The organism is Candidatus Enterovibrio altilux (assembly GCF_002381345.1).
Classification (GTDB): domain Bacteria; phylum Pseudomonadota; class Gammaproteobacteria; order Enterobacterales; family Vibrionaceae; genus Enterovibrio; species Enterovibrio altilux.
Window position 1 is genome coordinate 199,244 of sequence record NZ_CP020663.1, and the last position, 22,906, is coordinate 222,149.

At 37.5% G+C, this 22,906-nt stretch carries 18 protein-coding genes, 1 tRNA gene and 6 pseudogenes; 16 read left to right on the forward strand and 9 right to left on the reverse strand.

All coding sequences use genetic code 11. The features are described 5' to 3' along the window. Positions 1-138 precede the first annotated feature (138 nt). Entirely contained in the window at positions 139-855 is a 717-nt protein-coding gene (gene tsaB / locus BTN50_RS08540; RefSeq protein WP_096619836.1) for a tRNA (adenosine(37)-N6)-threonylcarbamoyltransferase complex dimerization subunit type 1 TsaB, read from the forward strand. A gap of 629 nt (positions 856-1,484) precedes the next feature. After that, positions 1,485-2,372 (forward strand): annotated as a pseudogene (locus BTN50_RS08545) (IS5 family transposase). 475 nt (positions 2,373-2,847) lie between these two features. On the opposite strand, the gene BTN50_RS08550 reads toward BTN50_RS08545, so the two are convergent. Next, positions 2,848-2,932, reverse strand: a tRNA-Leu gene (locus tag BTN50_RS08550). Positions 2,933-3,083: 151 nt separating this feature from the next. Between BTN50_RS08550 and BTN50_RS08555 the strand changes: the two genes are divergently transcribed. Further along, positions 3,084-3,572: an RDD family protein gene (locus tag BTN50_RS08555; RefSeq protein WP_096619838.1), complete on the forward strand. Its 489-nt coding sequence runs from the start codon at positions 3,084-3,086 to the stop codon at positions 3,570-3,572. Between the two features lie 349 nt (positions 3,573-3,921). On the opposite strand, the gene BTN50_RS12560 is transcribed toward BTN50_RS08555, so the two are convergent. Both BTN50_RS12560 and BTN50_RS12565 read right to left on the reverse strand, forming a co-directional pair. Then, a complete protein-coding gene (locus BTN50_RS12560; RefSeq protein ID WP_394336790.1) occupies positions 3,922-4,047 on the reverse strand; it encodes a hypothetical protein in 126 nt (41 codons plus the stop codon). Between the two features lie 130 nt (positions 4,048-4,177). Next, positions 4,178-4,399: pseudogene (locus BTN50_RS12565) on the reverse strand (transposase); the annotation flags it as partial. Between the two features lie 408 nt (positions 4,400-4,807). Between BTN50_RS12565 and epmA the strand changes: the two are divergent. Next, on the forward strand, positions 4,808-5,779 hold the full coding sequence (epmA, locus tag BTN50_RS08565; RefSeq protein ID WP_096619842.1) for an elongation factor P--(R)-beta-lysine ligase: 972 nt from the start codon (positions 4,808-4,810) through the stop codon (positions 5,777-5,779). A 169-nt stretch (positions 5,780-5,948) separates the two neighbouring features. Next, positions 5,949-6,812: pseudogene (locus BTN50_RS08570) on the forward strand (IS5 family transposase). A 130-nt stretch (positions 6,813-6,942) separates the two neighbouring features. Here BTN50_RS08570 and folE read toward each other — a convergent pair. The 4 genes and pseudogenes from folE to BTN50_RS08585 form a co-directional block, all read right to left on the reverse strand. Then, entirely contained in the window at positions 6,943-7,602 is a 660-nt protein-coding gene (folE, locus tag BTN50_RS08575; RefSeq protein WP_096619844.1) for a GTP cyclohydrolase I FolE, read from the reverse strand. Between the two features lie 266 nt (positions 7,603-7,868). After that, complete coding sequence (locus tag BTN50_RS10295) at positions 7,869-8,069, reverse strand: hypothetical protein (RefSeq protein WP_096619846.1); 201 nt, start codon at positions 8,067-8,069, stop codon at positions 7,869-7,871. Positions 8,070-8,334: 265 nt separating this feature from the next. Further along, positions 8,335-8,487 (reverse strand): hypothetical protein, encoded by a 153-nt coding sequence (locus BTN50_RS09625; RefSeq protein ID WP_235611016.1) that lies wholly within the window; start codon positions 8,485-8,487, stop codon positions 8,335-8,337. A 151-nt stretch (positions 8,488-8,638) separates the two neighbouring features. After that, a pseudogene (locus BTN50_RS08585) lies at positions 8,639-9,242 on the reverse strand (transposase). Between the two features lie 236 nt (positions 9,243-9,478). Between BTN50_RS08585 and pepN the strand changes: the two are divergent. Continuing rightward, positions 9,479-12,088, forward strand: a complete 2,610-nt coding sequence (pepN, locus tag BTN50_RS08590; protein ID WP_096619848.1) for an aminopeptidase N — start codon at positions 9,479-9,481, stop codon at positions 12,086-12,088. Positions 12,089-12,444: 356 nt separating this feature from the next. Here the strand turns inward: pepN and BTN50_RS12570 are convergent, their stop codons facing one another. Beyond that, a complete protein-coding gene (locus tag BTN50_RS12570) occupies positions 12,445-12,591 on the reverse strand; it encodes a hypothetical protein (protein ID WP_161493008.1) in 147 nt (48 codons plus the stop codon). Positions 12,592-12,600: 9 nt separating this feature from the next. After that, positions 12,601-13,032: pseudogene (locus BTN50_RS11600) on the reverse strand (transposase); the annotation flags it as partial. Positions 13,033-13,392: 360 nt separating this feature from the next. Here BTN50_RS11600 and BTN50_RS08600 point away from each other — a divergent pair. The 10 genes and pseudogenes from BTN50_RS08600 (at position 13,393) to pal (ending at position 22,899) form a co-directional block, all read left to right on the forward strand. After that, positions 13,393-14,255, forward strand: a pseudogene (locus tag BTN50_RS08600) (IS5 family transposase). 317 nt (positions 14,256-14,572) lie between these two features. Then, positions 14,573-15,037 carry an rRNA maturation RNase YbeY gene (gene ybeY, locus BTN50_RS08605; RefSeq protein ID WP_096619852.1) on the forward strand — a complete coding sequence of 155 codons (465 nt, stop codon included), beginning with the start codon at positions 14,573-14,575 and terminating at the stop codon, positions 15,035-15,037. A gap of 21 nt (positions 15,038-15,058) precedes the next feature. After that, on the forward strand, positions 15,059-15,925 hold the full coding sequence (corC, locus tag BTN50_RS08610; RefSeq protein ID WP_096619854.1) for a CNNM family magnesium/cobalt transport protein CorC: 867 nt from the start codon (positions 15,059-15,061) through the stop codon (positions 15,923-15,925). A gap of 7 nt (positions 15,926-15,932) precedes the next feature. Further along, positions 15,933-17,450, forward strand: a complete 1,518-nt coding sequence (lnt, locus tag BTN50_RS08615; RefSeq protein WP_096619856.1) for an apolipoprotein N-acyltransferase — start codon at positions 15,933-15,935, stop codon at positions 17,448-17,450. A gap of 1,111 nt (positions 17,451-18,561) precedes the next feature. After that, entirely contained in the window at positions 18,562-18,891 is a 330-nt protein-coding gene (locus tag BTN50_RS08620; RefSeq protein ID WP_223823273.1) for a hotdog family protein, read from the forward strand. Next, on the forward strand, positions 18,892-19,578 hold the full coding sequence (gene tolQ, locus BTN50_RS08625) for a protein TolQ (protein WP_096619858.1): 687 nt from the start codon (positions 18,892-18,894) through the stop codon (positions 19,576-19,578). A 3-nt stretch (positions 19,579-19,581) separates the two neighbouring features. Then, entirely contained in the window at positions 19,582-20,016 is a 435-nt protein-coding gene (gene tolR / locus BTN50_RS08630; protein WP_096619860.1) for a protein TolR, read from the forward strand. A gap of 12 nt (positions 20,017-20,028) precedes the next feature. Further along, positions 20,029-20,982, forward strand: coding sequence for a cell envelope integrity protein TolA (gene tolA, locus BTN50_RS08635; RefSeq protein WP_096619862.1), 954 nt, complete (start codon positions 20,029-20,031; stop codon positions 20,980-20,982). A gap of 12 nt (positions 20,983-20,994) precedes the next feature. Beyond that, positions 20,995-22,341, forward strand: coding sequence for a Tol-Pal system beta propeller repeat protein TolB (gene tolB / locus BTN50_RS08640; RefSeq protein ID WP_096619864.1), 1,347 nt, complete (start codon positions 20,995-20,997; stop codon positions 22,339-22,341). Between the two features lie 33 nt (positions 22,342-22,374). Then, positions 22,375-22,899, forward strand: a complete 525-nt coding sequence (gene pal, locus BTN50_RS08645; RefSeq protein WP_096619866.1) for a peptidoglycan-associated lipoprotein Pal — start codon at positions 22,375-22,377, stop codon at positions 22,897-22,899. The last annotated feature ends 7 nt before the right edge of the window (positions 22,900-22,906 follow it).

Here is a 22,906-nt window from a genome sequence, read left to right on the forward strand (position 1 = left end):
TGATATGATAAAAAATTCTTACGAGAGTTTGCTCCTAATGCATCGTACTATGGATTAAAAAAAGTAAGCGAGTCTCTCACTGTAATCGAAATAGTTAATAATAATGATGCTGCATTGCCGGCCCCAGCAGAGGTATGAATGGCATACACAATTCTTGCTATCGACACCGCAGTTGAAAACTGTTCCGTTGCGTTAACGGTTGGTAATGACGTAATTACACGTTGTAAAATGGCGCCACGAGAGCACACGCTAAAAATATTGCCAATGATCGACAACGTACTTGCAGAAGCAAATTTGACATTGGGGCAGCTTGATGCAGTAGCGTATGGACGTGGACCTGGTAGCTTTACTGGCGTTCGCATTGGTATAGGCATCGCTCAGGGGTTAGCATTTGGTGCGGATCTTCCAATGGTTGGTGTATCAACTATGGCGGCAATGGCACAGCAAACGTATCGTCGCAAGCAAGTAACCCGAGTGTTGATCGCGATTGATGCGCACATGAATGAAATATATTTTGGCGGATACCAGCGTAAAGAGAATGGCGATTGGGATGTAGCCTTTGAGGAAACAGTGCTGCCACCGAAAGATCTTAACAAAAAACTACTAACAAGCAACGTGGTAACCGTTAATGGTGAATGGACTATCGCTGGGACAGGTTGGCTTGCTTACCCAGCACTTGCAAGTCAGCTACACTTAGCAATAAACAATAGTAGTGTGCTTTACCCTGAATCTGAAGATATGCTTATTCTCGCTCATCATGCTTTGTTACGCGGTGAAGCGGTTGATGCAGAAAACGCCAGTCCTGTATACCTTCGAGATAATGTGGCGTGGAAAAAACTGTCTGGACGTGCATAAATTCAATTAGTTCATCCTTAAGGTAAGCATGGTTTCGATTCAAGGATTATCGCAACCTATTCAGCACCCCCCACAAATGAACGATGTAAAAAAGTGACAAAGTCTTTCAAAGTGAGAGAGTGACACAACCATCATTTATTACTAATACTAATATCTCTTCGTATTAAAAACCATAAAATAGCTCACGAATTACATAAAAAAATTTATTGTAATTTACCCAATAGTAACAGTCGTCATGTACTTGCATCATGCAGGCATACAAAAAATCAACCGAAACATGAAGAGTTGACGAATTTTTCGCATGTATTATATCTTTCTTTGATAGAGTACAGAAGTGACTTTGTTTCCTAATTTGAATGCAAATAGCCAATCTCAGCATGATTTACTATTAAACAATTGCTTTCATTTTAAACATGCCTAACCCAGTCGACTTGTTCAACTTTTTTATCATGACGTCGATTTTGCTGATTTAAGTTGTGTGACCCCATAGACTCTATGTCCCCTCACAGTAATTTTTTAATTCGAACCATTGTTGCCTCTGCTAGGGAACAGCTATGATACTAGCTGTATTTCCTAAATAAGAAAGCTAACTTTTCAATTAATACTTTAAACAACAGGTTAACTTAAATATTAAGATCTATAATCAAGCTTTAATCAATCGTGACTCATTAATATCCTGGATTGATGAAGAAACTATTCAGCTATGGAATCAAACTAAGCAGGGTAATCATGGAAGACTTCGTTGATTTATCAACTTAACCATTACGACGGTTTTCATGGTTAAATGCGTATTTTCAATATTATTGAGAGGTTAGCCAGGATTTATTAATTCTAATTTAAACTTACTCAACTGCTGTTGTCATGCCCTTACTATTCATGCATTAGCAAACGAGTCAAAATAATTAATGTCACGTTCAAAACGAGGAATGACGCAACTATCCTGCACTTAAACATTTATTCTACGAGGCTCCAAGTCTACGATGAAGGCGAATGGCAAGTAAAAAATCATGGCACTGGTGGGAAACGGAGAGTCTGGCATAAATTACATTCAGCGGTAGAGATAAATACGCATGAAATCGTGGTTGCTAAATTAAGCGCATTAAATATGACTGACAGTGCAGTGCTATCTAACTTGCTCCAACAGATTCGCTTAAAAATAACTGAAATGTCCGGTGGTGGTCCTTGCGACACCAAATAATATTACGAATCGTTCGGATTGAACAAATGGTTCCACTCATCCTACCAAGAAAAAGGAAAAATTTTTAAAGCGAGATTATCCGAGTAATTTAACAGTTAGTTACCAAACGTTATACAGTTCAAATAAGCATTGAAAAAGAAAGTACAATAACTACAAATATTCTCTACCAGATATGGCAATGTTTTTAATTAAAAAAACTACTGAGAGTAACATTGAGCTTAAGACATCGCCATGATCAGATTAGTGGAACCGTCTCCATGATAAAATATTAAATAAGCTGACAGAGTTAAATATGTTTAACACGAAAGCTATTGTCTAATCGTAAATCATGTTGAAATTTACTCTCTGAACTCAAATTAATGAATAAAATCTTTCCATTCGTCTTCACCGTAAAATTTTAGCCCAGTAGCATCACTAGTTAAGTACTAGATAGGTTCTGTAGTCTTCGTTTTGTGCAACGTTAACTGTTTTAGATTGCTTACTGATGCATCAATAATAGCATAACAACAACATCTAAGTAAGCTAGAAAATAGGACTAAGAAATTTTTTCAAACTTATTCATGGCATTTCAAATACACATTTCACCATGAGAGCCATCATAATCGCTAAATCGCTAAGCAGGCGAAATACCCCACAATTATCCTTCCTAATTTAATCCAATAATTACATGGTTCCTTTATGAATCATGAGCATTAGTGAATCACCATTAATTAGAACTAAGTTATCCTGTTCCCAGTCGTTTATTGTATGATTTAACTTACCTATAAACTTGTAGTATTTTAAGTACTTGAATTTGGTGCCCGAGGACGGACTTGAACCGTCATTTCCAAAGAAAACGGATTTTGAGTCCGTCGTGTATACCAATTTCACCACTCGGGCAAGTACATTAAATTATACGCAGACCGCACAACGGCGCAAGCCTTTAATTTGTTATTCTCCTTAGTAGTTTATTTTTTAGCCACTCAGCTGGACATACCGTCAATTTTCGGCATCTTCACGCATTCACCTGAACCTAAAACACTGGTAAACTATGTTCATACTTACTTATTGGATAAACACGTGCCGCAATCTTCTACTTCATAATAGCGTACCAAAGGGAGCCAATTTCGCCCGACGAATGGGCGCGTGGCTTTATGACCTATTGGTAATTGCTGCGATTGAAAGGCTAGCAATTATTATTGTGATTAGTGGCATCGAGATCGCTATACAGATTGGCTTCTCTATTGAAGGCTATACTGACATAAGTGATTACTTAACACGTGATCCTATCATTAGCCCGCTATTCATTGCTTATGTCTTTATTGTTGCCGCTTTTTTCTATACTTACTTCTGGGCGCGAGCAGGACAAACCGTCGGCATGAAAGCATGGAAATTACAAGTGATTAGTGAATTTGATGGAAACCTTACCTTTGCTCAAACGTTAATCCGAATGGCAACTGCATGCTTAGGGCTTGGCAACATACTTACCGTGTTTAACAGCAACAATCGATTTTTCCTAAATTATTTTTCACATAGCTAAATTATCACAATTAATTGATAACGAAACATCAAAGAGGGAAGTCTAAAATTCCTTTTTTTATAGTACAATAGGCTTTGTGTCTTCATTCAAGTTCAGATAGCAAATCTAAACATGAATAACTATTAAACAATTGCTTTCGTATTAGGCATACCTAGTCCTATCGGCGAATGTAACGCTTTTATTATGCCTTAGGTTTCTCTAATATAAGCGTGGTTATTCCTTAGGTTGACTGTCCTTCCTAAAAATTTCTAACTCGAAACATTGTCGCCTCTAACAAGGAACGCTTATGGTAATTACACCTCGTTTTCCCAATGCTAATTGGAACCGTATAACTTCTGGCAACTGACAACTAAATTACACGAATAACCTCGTCCCCAAAAGTTACTTTTTTTCTTGATGGGATGAATGAAACCGCTCGTTTAATACGAACGGTTTCGTAATATTTGCTGACGTCGCAAGTACCATCGTCTGTCACATTTGATGCACTTCACTCGGTAGCAATAATTTTATACGTATTTATGTTTACTACTAAATGTAACTGGTACCAGACTAACCGTTTACCATCAGGGCAATACTTTTTACTTGCCATTAGCCTTCACCTTAGACTTTGGCCCCGTAGAACCAACGGCTAAGTGCAGGATGATGCCAGGAGTCTTCGTCTTGAATGTGACGTTAACCATTTTAGCTCGCTTGCTAATGCATGAATAGTGAGGGCATGACAACGGCAATTGAGTAAGCTTAAAAACAGAATTAATGAATCCTTGCAGACCTCTCAATGATACTTAAAGTACGCATTTAACCATGAGGGCCGTAGTAATGGCTAAGTTGCGCAATAAACGAGATCTCCCATGATTATTCTGCTTAGCTTAATTCCATGACTACGTAGCCACTGCATCAACCCAGAATATTCGTGAACCTAATTGTTTAGATTGTTAATTGAAAATTTAGTGTCTTATTTAGGAATCAAGCTGGTTACCATAAACATTCCATAGCAGAGACAGCAATGGCTCTAGTCAAAAACTACTGAGAGGGACATTGAGCTTAAAAAATCACAATGCTCAGATTAGTGAAATTTACGCCAGGGTAAAAGCGTTAAAGAAGCTGATAAAATTAAGTATACTTAAAATACAAGCAATCATCTAATAGTTAATAATGTTAGGATTTACTATCTAAACTCGAATTAGGTAATAAAACTGCTACAATGCTGTAAATAATGATTACTAAGAATTCTGTTTATGACCTTACAGTGGCGTCCAACTGCTGACATTGAGTCTCTCAAAGCCAGAGCTAACTTGATCCAATTGATTCGTCAGTTTTTTGCTGATCGTGATATATTAGAAGTTGAAACGCCTGCGATGAGTCAGGCTACCGTGACTGATATTCATATTCATTCTTTTAAAACTAAATTTATGGGATCAGGCTTCGCACATGACGTTCCGTTATTCATGATGACGAGCCCGGAGTTTCACATGAAACGTTTGCTGGCAGCAGGAAGTGGAGCCATCTATCAAATAGGAAAATCGTTTCGGAATGAAGAAACTGGACGTTATCATAATCCTGAATTTACCATGTTAGAATGGTATCGACCGGATTTTAATCACTATAAATTAATGGATGAAATAGATATCTTATTACGTACTGTACTTAATGTTGCTTCTGTAGACAAAGTGACCTATCAAAACGCTTTTTTATCTGTGCTTGGAGTATGTCCACTTGAAGCCCCGATGCGTGAGCTCAGCGTTACGGCGGCTAGACTTGGTTGCTCCAATGTTATGAAACATGAGACAGACAGAGACACTCTTCTGCAATTACTTTTCAACATGGGCGTTGGAAGTAAACTAGGTGAGACAGTGCCAGTGTTTGTTTACAATTTCCCGGTATCCCAAGCTGCATTAGCTCGTGTTTGCAGTGATGATTCACGCGTTGCCGCTCGCTTTGAAGTCTATTATCACGGTGTTGAACTTGCGAACGGATTCTATGAGTTGGATAATGCAGATGAACAACTTAACCGTTTTGCAGAAGATAATCACAAACGCAAAATGATGGGATTGAAAGCTCAACCAATCGATCATCATCTTATTGAGTCTCTTCGTGCGGGTTTGCCTGATTGTGCTGGCGTTGCGCTGGGCATAGATAGATTGGTCATGGTAGCATTAGGAAAATCACACATCAATGAAGTAATTGCATTCCCTGTGGGGTGCGCTTAATAAAAGCTTTTCTTTTAAATTACAATGTAGTTTGATGTAATATTTTAGTTGGTGTTGAAATATTATTGTGGTTCCGGTATGGCTTTATTTCCTAAATTAGGGAACTTAAATATTTAGGTCTATGAGTAAATATTTTTATAAAACAATAAATTAAAGCTACTTTAATTAAATTTTAATAAATTGTGATTCACGAATATTTTGGATTGATGAAAAAGAGATTCAGCTATGGAATCAAACTAAACGAAATAGTCATGGTAGACCTCGTTTATTTGGTGACTGAGCCCTTACGATGGCTCTCATAGTAGAGCACGTATTTTCAATGCCGTGGAGAGGCTTGCAAGGATTCATCAATTTTATTTTCAAACTTGCCCAACTGCCATCATTATGCATGAAGTAGCGAGCGAGTTAAAATGGTTAACCTCACATTCATGACAAAGAAGAAAGGACTCATTCAACACTAATCCATTGATTTTATGGAGCTAAAAGTCTACGATGAAAGCTAATAGAAGTGAAACAAGATGGCGCTGACGATAAACGACGAGTCTGGCACAAATTACATTTAGCAGTAGATATAAATATACATAAAAGCATTACTGCTAAATTAAGTTTATCAAATGTTATTGATGGTAAAGTTCTACCTAATTTACTTAAACAAACCCGCTTAACAATCAATGCAATATCAGGCGACAGGGCTTACGACACCAGGCAATGTGACAAAGCCATTCGTATTAAACGAGCGTCTCCACTCATTCCCCAAGAAGAGGTACAAATTTTTGAAAACGCAGTCATTCACGTAATTCGGCGGTGAGTTACCAACAATGATACGGTTCAAATCAGCATTGGAAAACGAGGTATGATTACCATAAACGTTCCCTATCAGAGACGTCAATGTTTCGAATCAAAAAGTTACTCGAAGAAACATTAAATCTAAAAAATGATACATGCTCAGATTAACGAAACCACCGCAATGATCAAAAGATTAAATAATTTGCTCGAATTAAGCATGCCTAAGACGAAAGAAATTGTCACATAGTGAATCATATTAGGATTTTCTATCTGAACTAAAATGAGGAAATAAAGCTAAAAAACGCCAATCTATATTGACGTTTTTTAGCTTTATTTCCTCGGTATTGAGCGTTAATAGCAATATTCACAACCCATATTCACATGTCAATGCCATGTAAAAATTCTGCTCGTGTAGCCACATTTTTTTTGAACATACCACCCAATGCTGTCGTCGTCGTTTTACTGGTTGCATCCATTACTCCACGAGCTTTCACACAGTAGTGGACAGCATTCACATGAACAGCCACATTCTCGGTTTCAAGTAAAATTTGTAATGCAACTAAAATTTGACGTGTTAAACGCTCCTGTATTTGAGGACGCTGACCAAAGAATTGAACGATACGATTAATCTTCGATAAACCAATAATCTTGTCTTTAGGAAGATAAGCAACAGTACATGAACCATCAATTGTTACCAAATGATGTTCACAGGTACTAGTCAATGTAATGTCTTTTACCCTTACCATTTCATCACAGCCCATCTTATTTTCGATAACTGTAATTTTAGGGAAGTTCGTATAATCTAAACCGGAAAATACTTCATCCACATACATTTTAGCAATGCGAGCTGGTGTTTCGGCTAAACTATCATCATCTAGATCAAGCTCGATGACAGACAATATGCTTCGCATATAATATTCAATTTTTTCTTTTTTTTCTGCTTTTGTCAACGGTGAATACGATTGCATTGGTGTCTCAATGCCTCGCGCTAAAAGCTCATCGCGAACTCTAATAGCAAAATTACTTAATGCCGTCATAAAAAATCCTCGAATCGGTTCAAGGTGTTTATAGATGCTGAAACCACCCCAAGTCTCAGGTATTAACGATATAATTTACTGTTTTGTATAAGCATCTCATGACTGCCCCCTGAAGAGGATATCCATCTACCAATTTTACATATAAAACTATAAATAGTTATTATTTCATAGGCTTTGTTCCTGTTTTAGTGAGTCTACCTTTAATGATTAATGGGGCTTTGTTTCTTCATTCAAGTTCAAACAGCGAATCTCAACAAAGTTGACTATTAAATAACTTCTTTCCTTTTAGGTGCACTTATCTCTGTCAGTTTCTTTAATCTTTGTATCATGTCGTTAGTTTTGCTCTGAGCATTATACTCTCTTAGACTAAATGTCTCTCCAAAAAATTTTTTTAATTCAAAATATTGCCGTCTCTTATAGGGAACATTTATGGTAACCATGCCTTGTTCTTCTATACTGTCTTGCACCGTATAACTGCTGGTGACTAACCACTAAATTACAGGGACGATCTCGTTTTTCAAAAAGTTGCTTCTTTATCTTGGTGGGATGATGGAACCCTTCGTTTAATACGAACGCTTTCATAACATTGTTTAGTATCGTAAGCATCTTTGCCTAATATTGCATTAGTTCTTCAGCCGGTCTGTTTGAGTAAACTAAGAAACACTTAACCATCAGACACATTTGGTGAACTTAACTCAACGGCAATACTTTTAGACGTATTTATATCTACTACTAAATGTAACTTGCATCAGACTCACCGTTTACCATCAGGGCCATGTTTTTTGCTGGCCATTCACCTTCACCGTAGACTATGAACCCCGTAGAACCAACGGCTAAGTACTGAATGATACCTGGAATTTTGTCTTTGAATGTGACGTTAATCATTTTAACTCGCTTGCTAACACATGAACAGTGAGGGCATGACAACGCCCATTGAGTAAATTTAAAAACAGAGGCTTTGTTTCCTAATCTTAGTTAAGATAGCACAGCTCAACATTGTTCACTATTAGATGAGCGCTTGCGTTTTAGGCGTACCTTATTCTGTTAGCTTATTTAACGCTTTGATCATTGTGGAGGTTTCACTAATCTGAGCATTATGATTCCTTAAGCTCAATATCTTTCCTAGGAGTTTTTTGACTCGAAACATTTCCATTTCTGATAACGAGCGTTTATAACAACCAGATCTTGTTTTTTATACTCGTTGGAACCGTATCACTGCTGATAATTGACCTCCGAATTGCGCGGATGATTTCGTTCCTAATAAGCTGCTTTTTTAGTAAAATCAATGACTAAGTGCTGGATAATCCCTAAAGTATTCGTCTTAAATATGACGTTACCATTTTGATTTGCTTACTAAGACATTAATAATAAAGGCATGACAACGGCAATTAAGTAAGTTTAAAAACAGAATAACTAAATCCTAGGAGATTTCTCAATGACATTGAAAATACGCATTTAACCATGAAAGCCATCGTAATAGCTGCGTTACTAACTAAATTAAGTTACCCATCATGATCCTGCTGAGCTTGATTCAATAACTGAATGATTTCTTCTTCAATCCAAAATGTTAGTGAGCCACGATTAATTAAAGCCTGATTATACTGCTTCCAGTTGGTTGTTTTGTAGCAAAGTTTATCCATAGACCTGAACATTGACGTGAACCTAATTATTTAGTCCGTAGATTGATAATTGAATTCCCTGATTTAGGAAACAAAACCCTTGAATCCATACCAATTAGTCACATACATAACTCACAGTGAAACTATAGCAATAGTATTTGTTAGCTAGTATCTTAGATAGTTATGTATTCTTTATCGTGTAAATTCAGTAAAAATACTGATCGCACGTTTTCGTTATGTAACAAAAGGAATCTAACATGACGCAACAACTTCAGGTGAAATACCGAAAAGATTACAATGCTCCTGATTTTACGATAACTCACATTAATTTGGATTTTAATTTGCAGCCCACACACACGCGTGTAACAGCAAGAAGTCGTGTTAAACAGATGGTTGACGGCGCTGATTCTATGCTTTTAAATGGTGAAGGTCTAACGCTTAAAAAACTCAATATAAATGGTAAAAGTTGGCCACATTACTTTAAAACAGCGGAAGGTCTTATTTTATTCCAATTACCTCAAAAATTTGAGCTTTTAATTGAGACTGAGATAAATCCAGACGAAAACACTTCGTTAGAAGGCTTATACAAATCAGATGGTGCATATTGTACCCAGTGTGAAGCCGAAGGGTTCCGTCGGATTACATACTCTTTAGATCGTCCTGACGTGCTAACACAATTCACTACAACCATCACTGCAAATAAAGCTGCTTACCCTTATCTACTAAGTAACGGCAATAAAGTGAGTGAAGGCGATGCAGGAAATGGCCGCCACTGGGTCAAATGGAAAGATCCTCATGCGAAGCCGAGTTACTTATTTGCTTTAGTAGGTGGAGACTTTGACCTGCTAGAGGATACCTTTACAACTCGAAGTGGTCGGGAGATTACGCTCGAGATATTTGTTGATAAAGGCAATTTATATCGTGCAAAACATGCGATGGAATCATTGAAACACTCAATGAAATGGGATGAAAGTCGTTTTGGACTCGAATATGATCTTGATATTTATATGATCGTAGCAGTTGATTTTTTTAACATGGGTGCAATGGAAAACAAAGGGTTAAATGTGTTTAACTCTAAGTTTGTGCTTGCTAACCCTGACACTGCAACTGACTCTGATTATTTAAGTATCTTAGCTGTCATAGGACATGAATATTTTCATAACTGGACGGGAAATCGCGTTACATGCCGTGATTGGTTTCAACTTAGTTTGAAAGAAGGTTTGACTGTTTTTCGTGAGCAAGAGTTCTCATCAGATCTTGGGTCTCGTGTTGTTACCCGCATTGGTAATGTTCGTATTATGCGTAGCCTTCAATTTGCAGAAGATTGCAGTCCAATGTCGCATCCTATTCGGCCTGATAAAATCATAGAAATGAATAATTTTTATACGCTAACTGTGTATGCAAAGGGAAGTGAAGTCATCAGAATAATGCATACTATATTGGGAGAGAAGCGCTTTCAAAAAGGCATGAAATTATATTTTGAACGCCATGATAGCACAGCAGTCACGTGTGAAGATTTTATCAAGGCAATGGAAGATGCGTCTGGTGTAAATCTCTCCCAATTTCGTTTGTGGTATAGTCAATCAGGGACGCCAACGTTAACTATTGAGACTGAGTACGATGCGCATGAAAAAACGTTAATACTTAACATCGCGCAAATGACTCCAGAGACAAGAGATCAAAAAGATAAGCAACCACTACTGATTCCGTTCGATATAGAACTTTATGCATCTGATGGCTGTGTGATTGAATTACAACTTCATGGAAAGGCTATTGACAATGTGCTTCATGTCACTGGCACTAAGCAGCAATTTGTATTTGACAACGTGAATGAAAAACCCATGATTTCTATGCTTCGTGAATTTTCCGCACCAGTTAAACTTAATTATAATTATAGTGACCAAGAACTTACGTTCTTAATGGTGCATGCACGTAATGAATTTGCGCGCTGGGATGCGGCACAAATGTTGCTTGCGAAGCATATTAAAATAAATATTTTTCATATTCAGCAAGGCGAGGATATAGTCTTGAAGAACGATGTACTTAATGCATTCAGAAGCATTTTGTTGAATCGTGATTTGGATGTGGCACTCAAAGCAGAAATAATGACGTTACCAAGCGAAAATGAAATAAGTGGTTGGTTTGATGTTGTGGATGTAAATGCTATACATCAAGTTAGCGAAGCAATTAAGTGCTGTTTCGCTAAATCGTTTGCAGATGAATTTAGTGCTATTTATCATACATTAAATGAATCCGAGTATCGAATTGATTACAAGGCTATCGGAAATCGCAATCTTAGAAATATTTGCCTTAGTTATTTAGCGTTAAATAATCATGGTAATGAATTAGTGTCAGTTCACTATAATAATTCAGATAATATGACGGATTCAATAGCCGCACTTGCAGTTGCTAACCACGCCCAATTACCTTGCCGTGAGTCATTAATGCAGGCATTCAGTAATAAATGGACACATGATGGCCTCGTGATGGACAAATGGTTTATATTGCAAGGCTGTAATCCAGCAAATAACGCATTAGAAAACGTCAAGCTCCAAGTGCAACACGTTGCATTTAATTTGAAAAATCCAAATCGCACACAATCGCTGGTAGCTTCATTCTCGACTAATAACCTAATTCATTTCCATGCAACAAACGGTTCTGGATATAAATTTTTGTCTGACATTATTATTCAATTGAACGAATTAAACCCCCAAGTTGCATCTCGTTTGATTGATCCTTTACTCCAATGGAAACGATTTGATCACAAAAGACAGCACTTAATGCGTGTAGAACTCGAACGATTATCAGCATTAAATAATTTAGCAAAAGATCTTTACGAGAAGATCAATAAGGCATTAGAAGCTTAATGTAAGACTTGCTTGAAATTCTACAACCAGTAATCTAAAGAGAATACTTACATTCTAATGAATATTCCCATGGCTTATCATATATTGTCGTTGATTTTGAGTATCCAATTATTTTTTTATTGAGTTAGGTGTTTCAAGCAAGTGCAGAAGGTCAAATTTTTTCATCAATACGCTGCGTATAAAGCTTGCCAATAATATATTGATCTTCAGAAAAATAGCGTATCTATTAACATTACCTGTACACTAAAATACAATTATAAACATGAATAAATAAACATATATTGAATGTTTTTACACGAGAATAAAAATTGTTTCTTAAGTCTACTAAAGATATCAAATTTTAACATGATGAATGATTAGACGCTCGCTTTTATTTTAGAAGTACCTAGTCCTATCAACTTATCTAACACTTGTGTCACTATATAGATTCCACTAATTTGAACATTGTGATCCCTTAGTCTCAATGTCCCTCCGAGCAGTTTTTTAGCTCGCAACCGTACCATTTTTGATCAGTAACACTGTTTGATATCGTAAGCATCATTGCCTGATATTGCATTGATTTTACAGCGGGTCTGTTTGAGTAAGTTAGGTAGGACTTCACCGTCAGTCATATTTAATGTACTTAACTTAGCAGCAATAATATCATATGTATTTATACCTACCGCTCAATATAATTTGTGCCAGGTTCGACGTTGGCTATCAGTGCGATACTTTTTTATTTTTCATTCGTCCTCACAGTAAACTGTTAGTCCCGTAGCATACATGATTAAGCGTTTGATGGTTCCTTTAGTCTGCGTTTTGAACGCGACGTTAACCGTTTTGGCTCGCTTGCTAATGCATGAATAGTGAGGGTATGACAATGACAGTTGAGTAAATTTGAAAACAGAATTGCTGAATCCTTGCAGATCTCTCAATGACATTGAAAACACGCGTTTAACCATGAGCGTGGCTTTATCTTCTGATTCGAGTTCAGATAGCACATCCTAATATAATTAACTACTAGACGCTCACTTTCGTTTTTAGCATATCTAACTCTGTCAGCTTATTTAATACTTTTATTATGGCATCAGTTTCGCTAATCTAGGCATTATGATTTCTTAGGCTCGATGTTCCTCCAAGAGATTTTTTGACTCACAACATCACTGTCTTTGCTATAGAACGTTTACGGTAATCGACTGTATTTTCTAAATAAGGGAACTAAATTTTTTATCAACACTCTAAACAGTTAGGCTCACTTAAATATTCAGACCTATGAATAATCTTCGCTACAAAAAACTAACTGGCAGCAGTATAATTAAGCTTTAATTAATCGTCGTTCACTAATATTTAAATTGATGAAGAAGCTATTTAACCATGGAATTAAACTAAGCAGGGTAATTATAAAAAACCTCGTTTATTTAGCGACTTAGACGTTACGATGGTCCTCATGGTTAAATGCGTATTTTCAATATCATTGAGGGGTCTGCAAGGATTCATTAATACTGTTTCCAAACTTGCTCAACTATCATTGTCATGCTCTCACTATTCATGCATTAGCAAACGAATCAAAACGGTTAACGTCAAGTTCAAGGCGAAGACTAAAGGAAGCATACAGCACTTAGCCATTGATTCTACGGGGCTCAACGTTTACAGTGAAGGAGAATAGAAAGCAAAAAAGCATGGTACTGATGGGAAACGGCAAGTCTGGCGCAAGTTGCATTTAGTGATAGATATAAATACGCATAAAATCATTGCTGCTAAGTTAAGTGCATCAAATGTGACTGACGGCGAAGTACTCCCTAACTTACTCAAATAAATTCACGGAAAAATCAATGAAATATCAGCCGATGGTGCTTACGAGACCAGACAATATTACAAAACCTTTCGTATTAAACGAGCGGTTCCACTCATATTACCAAAAAAAGCAATTTTTTTAGAAGCGAAATCGTTTGCATAATTTAGCGATTAGTGACCAGAAGTTATATGGCTCCAATCAGCATTGAAAAACGAGATATGGCTACCATAAACGTTCCCTATCAGAAACGGCAATATTTTGAATCAAAAATTACTGTGAGGGACATTGAGCCTAAGAGATTATAATGCTCAAATTAACGAGACTTACGGCATGATAAAAGCATCAAAGAAGCTAACCGAGCTAGGTATGCCTAAAACAAAAACGATTGTTTAATCATTAATCATGTTGAGATTTACTATTTAAGTTTAAATTAAGAAACAGAACCTACTGTTGGTGTAACATACATTAATTACCTTCATAATAAGTATTCAAATTTTAACCATACCATTGAAATATTAATATGCACGAAAAAAATTAGCTTCAATTTTACCCAAGCAGATGATGTAGTTAGCCATCCCGTTATGATACGTATTATTTGAGATATGGAAAAAATGAAAACGCACGCGCACATAAGCACGCAGAAGAACATCACTAAAAAAAGCGTTAAGCTGCGTTAAATATAATCGCACAATCAGAAAAAATAATCATACATGCAACCATATGTAGACCTACAAATAGCTACACAAAACGATGATAACCTACCATCAGAGATACAACTTCAGGGCTGGTTTGAGCATGTGGTGAAATCTTTTCACGAATACGCGGAAGTGACCATACGTATCGTGGATGAATTGGAAAGCCAATCTTTAAACTTCGATTACCGTGGCAACAACAAACCAACCAATATTTTGTCATTTCCTTTTGAGGCACCTTCTGGTGTAAAGTTAAATTTATTAGGTGATTTAGTAATTTGCCGTCAAATCGTAGAAAAAGAAGCAGAAGAACAGAATAAAGACCTGTTTACCCACTGGGCTCACTTAGTTGTACATGGCAGTCTTCATCTGCTAGGTTATGACCATATGGATGATGAAGAAGCAAAAAAAATGGAATCTCTCGAGATTTCAATCATGACTTCATTAGGGTTTTCGAATCCTTACGCCGCCGATTTCATCTAAATAACTATAAATATTGAGACAATGAACGAAGACAACCCACAAAGTACTGAAAGTCCGAGTAGGAAAACTTTCTTCGAACGCCTTGGCCAAATCTTTCAGGGTGACCCGAGAGATCGTCAGGAGTTAGTAGATGTATTCCGTGATTCGGAACAGAATGATCTAATTGATCACGAAACACGGGACATGTTAGAAGGTGTAATGCAAATCTCCGTGATGCGGATTCGCGATATTATGATTCCACGTTCACAGATGGTAACCATCGAACGCACACAACTGCTGGAAGAGATAATTAATGTTATAAATGATGCCCAGCATTCTCGCTACCCGGTTATAAACGATGATAAAGATCATGTAGAAGGTATCCTCTTAGCGAAAGATTTACTTCGTTACTTAATCCGTGACAGCGAATCATTCGATATCGATAAGGTAATTCGTCCTGCTGTTGTCGTGCCAGAGAGCAAACGAGTTGACCGACTTCTTAAAGAGTTTCAGGAAGAACATTATCACATGGCGATTGTTGTCGATGAATTTGGTGGCGTTTCTGGCATTGTGACAATCGAAGACATTTTGGAGGAAATCGTTGGCGATATTGAAGACGAATACGATGATAATGAAAAACAGGAAATCCACCAATTGAGTAAGCACACTTTTACAGTGGAAGCGCTCACGACACTAGAGGACTTCAATGAGAGATTTTGCTCACAATTTAATGATGATGACATAGACACCATAGGCGGGTTAGTGATGACTAGCTTTGGTCACCTGCCAATACGTGGTGAAAAAGTCAACATCGAAAATTTTCATTTCAAAGTGACAACAGCTGACAGTCGACGTATTGTCCAATTGCAGGTTACTATTCCTGATATTACTATAGAGGAAACAGCATAATCTTCATATGTTAAACAGTAAAATTTTTAAACAGCGCCAAGTATTCATGAGGATCATTGGAGCCATTTTTTTTGGTGCAATCGCAACACTGGCTTTCGCCCCTTATTCTTTTTGGCCAGCAATGCTAGTTTCGCTAATTTTTTTACTCTTGCTTGTCCACCAGCAAACGCCCAAACAGGCAATGCTGATCGGTTATAGTTGGGGCATAGGCCAATTTTCTACTGGTGTGGGCTGGATTTACGTTGTTATTAAGCAATTTGGGGGTCTACCTACAGCAGTAGGTTTAATACTCATAGGATTATTAGTTGCGTATCTTGCACTTTTTCCCGCCCTCTTCACCTATCTCCTAAGACGCATTCAGTTGCCTCTTTCCATATCCTACTTACTGCTAGCACCTTCGCTTTGGCTGGTTATCGATTGGTTCCGGGGTTGGTTCCTAACAGGCTTTCCGTGGCTCTGGCCTGGCTATAGCCAGATAGATGGTCCACTAGCAAGCATTGCTCCTGTCTTTGGCGTACAAGGCATTACGTTTGCTCTCATGATTATCTCCGCGTCTATTACTACAGCATTGCTTAACCAAAAGGTATCAACTTTACTATTTACCTGTGCTGTTATCGTAATTACCATCGTATTCACCCAGATATCCTGGGTGCAAGAAACGGGAGAAACTGTTGATATCGCGATGGTACAAGGAAATATTCCTCAGAAATTAAAATGGCTGCCGAGCCAACGTTGGACTACACTATTAAGCTACCAAGACATGACACGCCAAAATTGGGATGCTGACATTATCATTTGGCCCGAAGCAGCCATACCTGCATTAGAGCGTGATCTTTCCGATTTTTTAACAAGGCTAGACAATTCAGCTAAAAAGAACAACTCAGCCATCATTGTAGGCGTGATCGATCAAAATAGACAAGGACAATTTTACAATAACGTGATTACGCTGGGTAATAATAGCACCGAGGGTTATAGCTATCCTGCACCAGAGAGTTACAGTAAACATCACTTATTGGTATTTGGAGAGTTCGTGCCATTTGCAGATATTATACGTCCACTCACACCACTCTTTAATTTGCCCATGTCGTCATTTAGCCGCGGTAATTACACCCAACCAAATATTAATGCTAAAGGCCATAAACTAGCCCCTGCAATTTGTTATGAAATAGCCTTTAGCGATCAAGTAAGACATAGCCTAACTATAGATTCTACATTTATTTTGACATTGTCGAATGATACATGGTTTGGCAACTCAATAGGCCCACATCAGCACCTTGAAATAGCACGCATGCGCGGATTGGAACACGGTAAGCCCGTATTGCGTTCCACTAACACTGGCTTGACAGCGGCTATTAACTATAAAGGTAAATTGATAGAGCAGGTACCACAGTTTAAAACTGTGATTTTGCGTGCTAATGTTGCTACAACGCAAGGGCAAACGCCTTACACTCTTTATGGTGATTGGCCGCTTTATCTTTGGATAGTAGTTTCTGGCATTACAATTTATGTTCTCCGTCGCTTGTAAAAATTAGCAACTGTTAGAAAGTCGTAAAAATAAGAGCAAACATCACTGAATTTACCGTAAGTTATGTTCCCTATCTTAGTTCAGATAGCAAATTTCAACATGACAAATTATTATACGGTTATTTTTGTTTTAAGCATACTTAGCCCTATCAGCTTATCTAGCACTTTTATTATTGCGTAAATTTCGCCAATCTGGACATTGTGATCTCTTAGACTTCATGTTCCTCCGAATAGTTTTTGATTCGAAACATTGATGTATCTAATAGTGAATGCTGATAGTAACCATGCCTTTGTTTCCTAAATCAAGAAACTACATTATCAATCTACGCTTTAAACAGCTAGGTTCACTTAAATATTCAAGTCTATGGATAAGCTTAGCTACAAAATAATCAACTGAAAAAGTATAATCAAGCTTTAATTAATCGGGAACTCACTAACATTCTAGGTTGATGAAGAAGTCATTTAGCTATGAAATGAAACTAAGCCGTTTTAATGTATAAATACCCTTCACGAAAATAAACACATTATTGTAAACTCTATACGTAACGTATTGAGAGAAAGAATTGCACCCTTCGTATTCGCTTGAAACAATTTACTAGGCAAATGATCAGATCTTAAAATGAAAGAAAATGTACGATAAAATAATTAGTACATTCATTGAATGAAGTATTATCTTTGAATTACAATTAATCTATTGAATACAGAGCAGACAAACAAGCTATAGTTACTATAAATATTTCCTATCAAAAACGGTAAACTTTTGAGTAAAAAAGCTGCTCGGAGGAACACTTAACTAAATAATTATCATAATCAAATTAAAAATTTTTAGGCAGGTTTGTCTAAAACGAAGCTAGCATCTGTAGTTGCTCATGTTTACACTTGATATCTGAATTTGAGTTAGAAACAAAGCCTCCCTTGGAGGAAAATTTTTTAACTTCAGATTGTTGTATTTTGCGGCAATCGTGATGTACTCCAATGCAATATGCTTTGAATACTTTAAATAAATTAATCATTGTGTTTCATGAAATTTTTGATGGATTACAGGTCATTATAAAATGAATCGTTTTGATCCATTTTATTGGCTTACGCATGTGTATTATGAGGATACAGATGTGAGTAGCCTAGTATATTATATCAAGTATTTGCAAAACAAAAGAACTGAACTTCTACGTGCTATTGGTATAACTAACAAAGTACTATTTGAATATTACCCTACGTTTATTGTGCATGATATGGACACTAACTTCATTAAATATGAAATTTTGGACGAGCAACTAACCGTTCAAATTATTGTGTCTGAATTACATCGGTTCAGCTTAACTTTCTGTCAAAATGTAGCGGATTCAGAGAGTAAGATGTTGTGTCGAGCTGTCGTTAAAGTAGCCTATATCTATTTTAATCAAATAAAATTCAACCCAACTCAATTCAATCGGAGATTTTAAGTGAATGCTGAACTGTCAATTTTTGATCTGTTTTTGCAAGCAAGCATACTAGTAAAAGTAGTTATGCTAGTTCTGCTTGGTATGTCAATCGTGTCTTGGGCGATGATCATCAAACGTTCTCAAATTTTATCTAAGGCAGCTGCAAAAGCAGAGCATTTTGAAGACCATTTTTGGTCTGGAATGGAGCTTTCTCAGTTGTTCCAAGAGGTACAGGCACGTAAAGAGCAGCTGACAGGTAGCGAGCAAATTTTTTATTCTGGATTTAAAGAATTTGCGCGCCTGCACCTCAGTAACGGCAAAGTACCAGAGGCAGTTATGGATGGTGCCTCTCGTTCAATGCGTGTATCCCTGTCAAAAGAAGTAGAGTTGTTGGAAATCAACCTCCCATTTCTTGCTACAGTTGGTTCAATCAGTCCATATATCGGTTTGTTTGGCACTGTATGGGGCATCATGCATGCGTTTATTGCACTTGGTACTGTAAAGCAGGCAACGCTGTCTATGGTAGCACCTGGCATCGCAGAAGCATTGGTAGCGACTGCAATGGGCTTATTTGCTGCAATTCCTGCGGTAATGGCATACAACAGGCTGACATCTAGAGTCAGCAAGTTAGAAAATAACTACGTTAACTTCATGGAAGAGTTTTCAAGCATTCTACATCGTCAAGCGTTTGCTGCACCAAAGGAGTAATTCATGGTCTATCAAAGTAAACGGCGTAAACTTACCGCTGAAATAAATGTGGTCCCATACATCGATGTTATGTTGGTGTTACTGATTATTTTTATGGTAACAGCACCCTTTATCACTCAAGGTGTAGATGTGGATCTTCCACATACTCAAACGGCAAAAATGGCATCAGATAAGGATAGTAGTGCATTCATTATCGTCGAAATTGACCAAAATGGTGCTTTGGGATTAAGTGTTAACAATGGTGACATGGAGCGTGGGTTATCATTGCCGGATATATTGGTGCGAGTTAGAGCTGAACTTGTACTCAACCCTACATCGCTTGTTCTTGTGGGTGGCGATGGTAGGGTACCTTATTCAAAAATCATCGTCACATTGGATGCGTTGAACCAAGAGGGCGTATCCTCTGTAGGACTCATGACTGAACCGTTTGATTCGTGATATAATAACTAAATGAACAAAAAAGAAAACACAGGATACTCTGGCGTAACAATTATTTCTGTGTTGCTACATGCAGGACTTTTAGGCGGCTTGCTTTTAGGGGATTATTTTACAAATGTAGCAAGCCACCTCACAGTGAATAATATTGAAGCTGTAGTTATTGACTCCAGTCTTGTGAACGAACAAGTGCGAAAAATTCGTGAGCAGCGTAGCGAAACTAAACGACAAGAAGATAATCATCTTCATCAGTTAAAACAACAAACTAATCAACTTAAGAAACAGCACGAACAAGAAAAAAAACGTCTTCATGAGTTAAGGACTGAGAGATTAGCTGCTGAAAAAGACATACGTAAGATTGAGACTGAACGTAAACGTATATCTGCAGCCCGTCAGAAGGAAGCAGAAGAACAACATCAGAGAGAAGAAGCGACTCGCATAGCTAAAGAAAAATTAGCGGCTGCAGAAACTGAGAGGAAATGGCAAGAAGCAGAACAGTATAAAGCTGAAGAAGCTGCTGCACAAGTCAAGGCGAACCGTCAACGTGCTGAGCAAAAGCGAAAGAAAGCTGAAGCGCTAAAAATTGAAGAAATCCGCAAACGTAAACTTATAGAGCAAGAAGCTACTCGTAATGAGCTTTTTAATGATCTCGAATTTGAATCTGTCAATAGAAATTCGGCTCGAGGAAGATTTATTTTTAATGAAGTTTCCCGTTATGGCGCAATCTATACACAAATGATTCAGCAAAATTTGCTAGTAGACAGCAGTTTTTTTGGTCAACAGTGTATTGTAAGAATACGGTTATCAAGCACTGGATTTTTATTTGATGTCAATGAAGTGAGCGGGAATCGCACTTTATGCCGTGCAACACAAACGGCTGTATTAAAAATATCATCTTTCCCAGTTCCTGAAGACAAAGAAATCATAACCAAGCTTCAAAACATTGAACTGACGGTGAAACCAAAGTAAAAGGAATGCTGTATGTTGAAACATGTTTTATTTGGTATGTCTACACTCATGATTACTATCATCCAGCTTGCACATGCTGAACTCAAGCTCGTCATAACTGAAGGGGTAAACTCTGCACGCCCTATCGGCATTGTTTCTTTTAAGTGGGAAGGAGAAGGCAAATTACCAACCAATGTGTCTGATGTGATAGCATCAGATCTTCAACGCAGCGGAAAATTTAGTCCAGTCCTTACTGACACAATGTCACAAACTTTTTACAGCGATAAAAACAAGGATTTCAATGATTGGACCGCAATGGGTGTGGATGCATTGGTAACGGGTAAAATAAGTCTTATGCCAGATGGTAAGTACCTAATTGAGTATCAACTTATTGACGTTATTAGTGGTCAGTTGACAGGTGGTAAAAGTAAATGGCTATCAACTAACGTTGAATTAGTGCAAGGTCATCTTTTGCTTAACAACCGTAAGACGGTTGCCGGCAAACAATTACGCCAATATGCTCACCGTATTTCCGATTTAGTTTATGAAAAATTAACGGGTGAGAAAGGAGCATTTTTAACGCGTATTGCATATGTGGTTATCGATGATGAGTTAGATTATCCGTACCAACTACGCATCTCTGATTATGACGGTTATAATGAATTATTGGTACTACGTTCTAAGCAGCCTTTAATGTCTCCAGCCTGGTCACCAGACGGAAAAAATCTTGCTTACGTAAGTTTTGAAAACGATCAAGCAGAAATATTTTGCATAAATATTTATACAGGTGAACGCGAAAAAATTTCAGCATTTCCTCGTCACAATGGGTCACCAATATTTTCCCCAGATGGCAGTAAACTAGCCTTAGTCTTGTCAAAAACAGGAAGTTTACAAATTTATATACTGGATCTTAAAACGCGTAAAATGGACCAAATTACCAGAGGGCGCGCGAATAACACTGAACCATTCTGGGATCCAAATGGACAGTCTTTGATTTTTACCTCGGATAGGGGTGGTAAACCACAGATTTATCAAGTAAATTTAACCAATGGTTCTATTGAGCGGATAACTTGGCAGGGTAGCCAAAACCTTGGAGGTCAATTAACTCCAGACGGTAAATATCTGGTGATGGTTCACTATTCAGATTCAGGCTACAACATTGCAAGGCAAAATTTACAAACTGGTACCCTTGAAATTCTGACCAAAACAATACTTGATGAATCACCAAGCCTTGCACCTAATGGCAGTATGGTAATTTACAGCACAGTACACGAACGTAATAACGTGCTTTCACTGGTTTCCATTGATGGGAGATTTAAAGCGCAATTACCTGCGACAAACGGTCGAGCCAAGGCACCATCATGGTCCTCATTCCAATAATATTTGCGCGTATTTGAAATTAAGGAAAATAAAATGAAATTAAATAAAGTACTTAAGAATTTGGCTGTTACACTACCTATGTTTACTATAGTGGCATGTAGCTCAATTGATAGCTTAATTGATAGCAGTGGTTCTCAACCAATAAACGATGCAAAAACCACAGTCATAACCCCAGTAATAGATGATGGTCACAGTAGCTTAATGGAACATGAGCTCCATAATAATAAATTACGTCAATCTCAAACTGTTTATTTTAATTACAATGACTATTCTGTAAGTCTAACGTTTGAAGACATGCTAAATGCACACGCTGCATTCCTGCGTACAAATAATAGTATTAATGTTATTGTAGAAGGTCATGCTGATGAACGTGGCACACCTGAATACAATATTGTGCTGGGTGAGCGTCGTGCAAATGCAGTGGCTAAATACCTGCAAACACTAGGTGTTCCAGCATCTCAAATTGTTATTGTGAGCTACGGCGAAGAAAAGCCATTGATGCTAGGACAAGGTGAAGATGTATATGCTAAGAACCGTCGTGCGGTTCTGGTTTACTAAGTTAGCA

What these genes read in the sequence shown, in the direction of transcription:
- tsaB (WP_096619836.1), top strand. Translation starts at nt 139, where the DNA reads ATGGCATACACAATTCTTGCTATCGACACCGCAGTTGAAAACTGTTCC.
- BTN50_RS08555 (WP_096619838.1), top strand. Translation starts at nt 3,084, where the DNA reads ATGTTCATACTTACTTATTGGATAAACACGTGCCGCAATCTTCTACTT.
- epmA (WP_096619842.1), top strand. Translation starts at nt 4,808, where the DNA reads ATGACCTTACAGTGGCGTCCAACTGCTGACATTGAGTCTCTCAAAGCC.
- folE (WP_096619844.1), bottom strand. Translation starts at nt 7,602, where the DNA reads ATGACGGCATTAAGTAATTTTGCTATTAGAGTTCGCGATGAGCTTTTA.
- BTN50_RS09625 (WP_235611016.1), bottom strand. Translation starts at nt 8,487, where the DNA reads ATGATTAACGTCACATTCAAAGACAAAATTCCAGGTATCATTCAGTAC.
- pepN (WP_096619848.1), top strand. Translation starts at nt 9,479, where the DNA reads ATGACGCAACAACTTCAGGTGAAATACCGAAAAGATTACAATGCTCCT.
- BTN50_RS12570 (WP_161493008.1), bottom strand. Translation starts at nt 12,591, where the DNA reads ATGGTACGGTTGCGAGCTAAAAAACTGCTCGGAGGGACATTGAGACTA.
- ybeY (WP_096619852.1), top strand. Translation starts at nt 14,573, where the DNA reads ATGCAACCATATGTAGACCTACAAATAGCTACACAAAACGATGATAAC.
- corC (WP_096619854.1), top strand. Translation starts at nt 15,059, where the DNA reads ATGAACGAAGACAACCCACAAAGTACTGAAAGTCCGAGTAGGAAAACT.
- lnt (WP_096619856.1), top strand. Translation starts at nt 15,933, where the DNA reads ATGTTAAACAGTAAAATTTTTAAACAGCGCCAAGTATTCATGAGGATC.
- tolR (WP_096619860.1), top strand. Translation starts at nt 19,582, where the DNA reads ATGGTCTATCAAAGTAAACGGCGTAAACTTACCGCTGAAATAAATGTG.
- tolA (WP_096619862.1), top strand. Translation starts at nt 20,029, where the DNA reads ATGAACAAAAAAGAAAACACAGGATACTCTGGCGTAACAATTATTTCT.
- tolB (WP_096619864.1), top strand. Translation starts at nt 20,995, where the DNA reads ATGTTGAAACATGTTTTATTTGGTATGTCTACACTCATGATTACTATC.
- pal (WP_096619866.1), top strand. Translation starts at nt 22,375, where the DNA reads ATGAAATTAAATAAAGTACTTAAGAATTTGGCTGTTACACTACCTATG.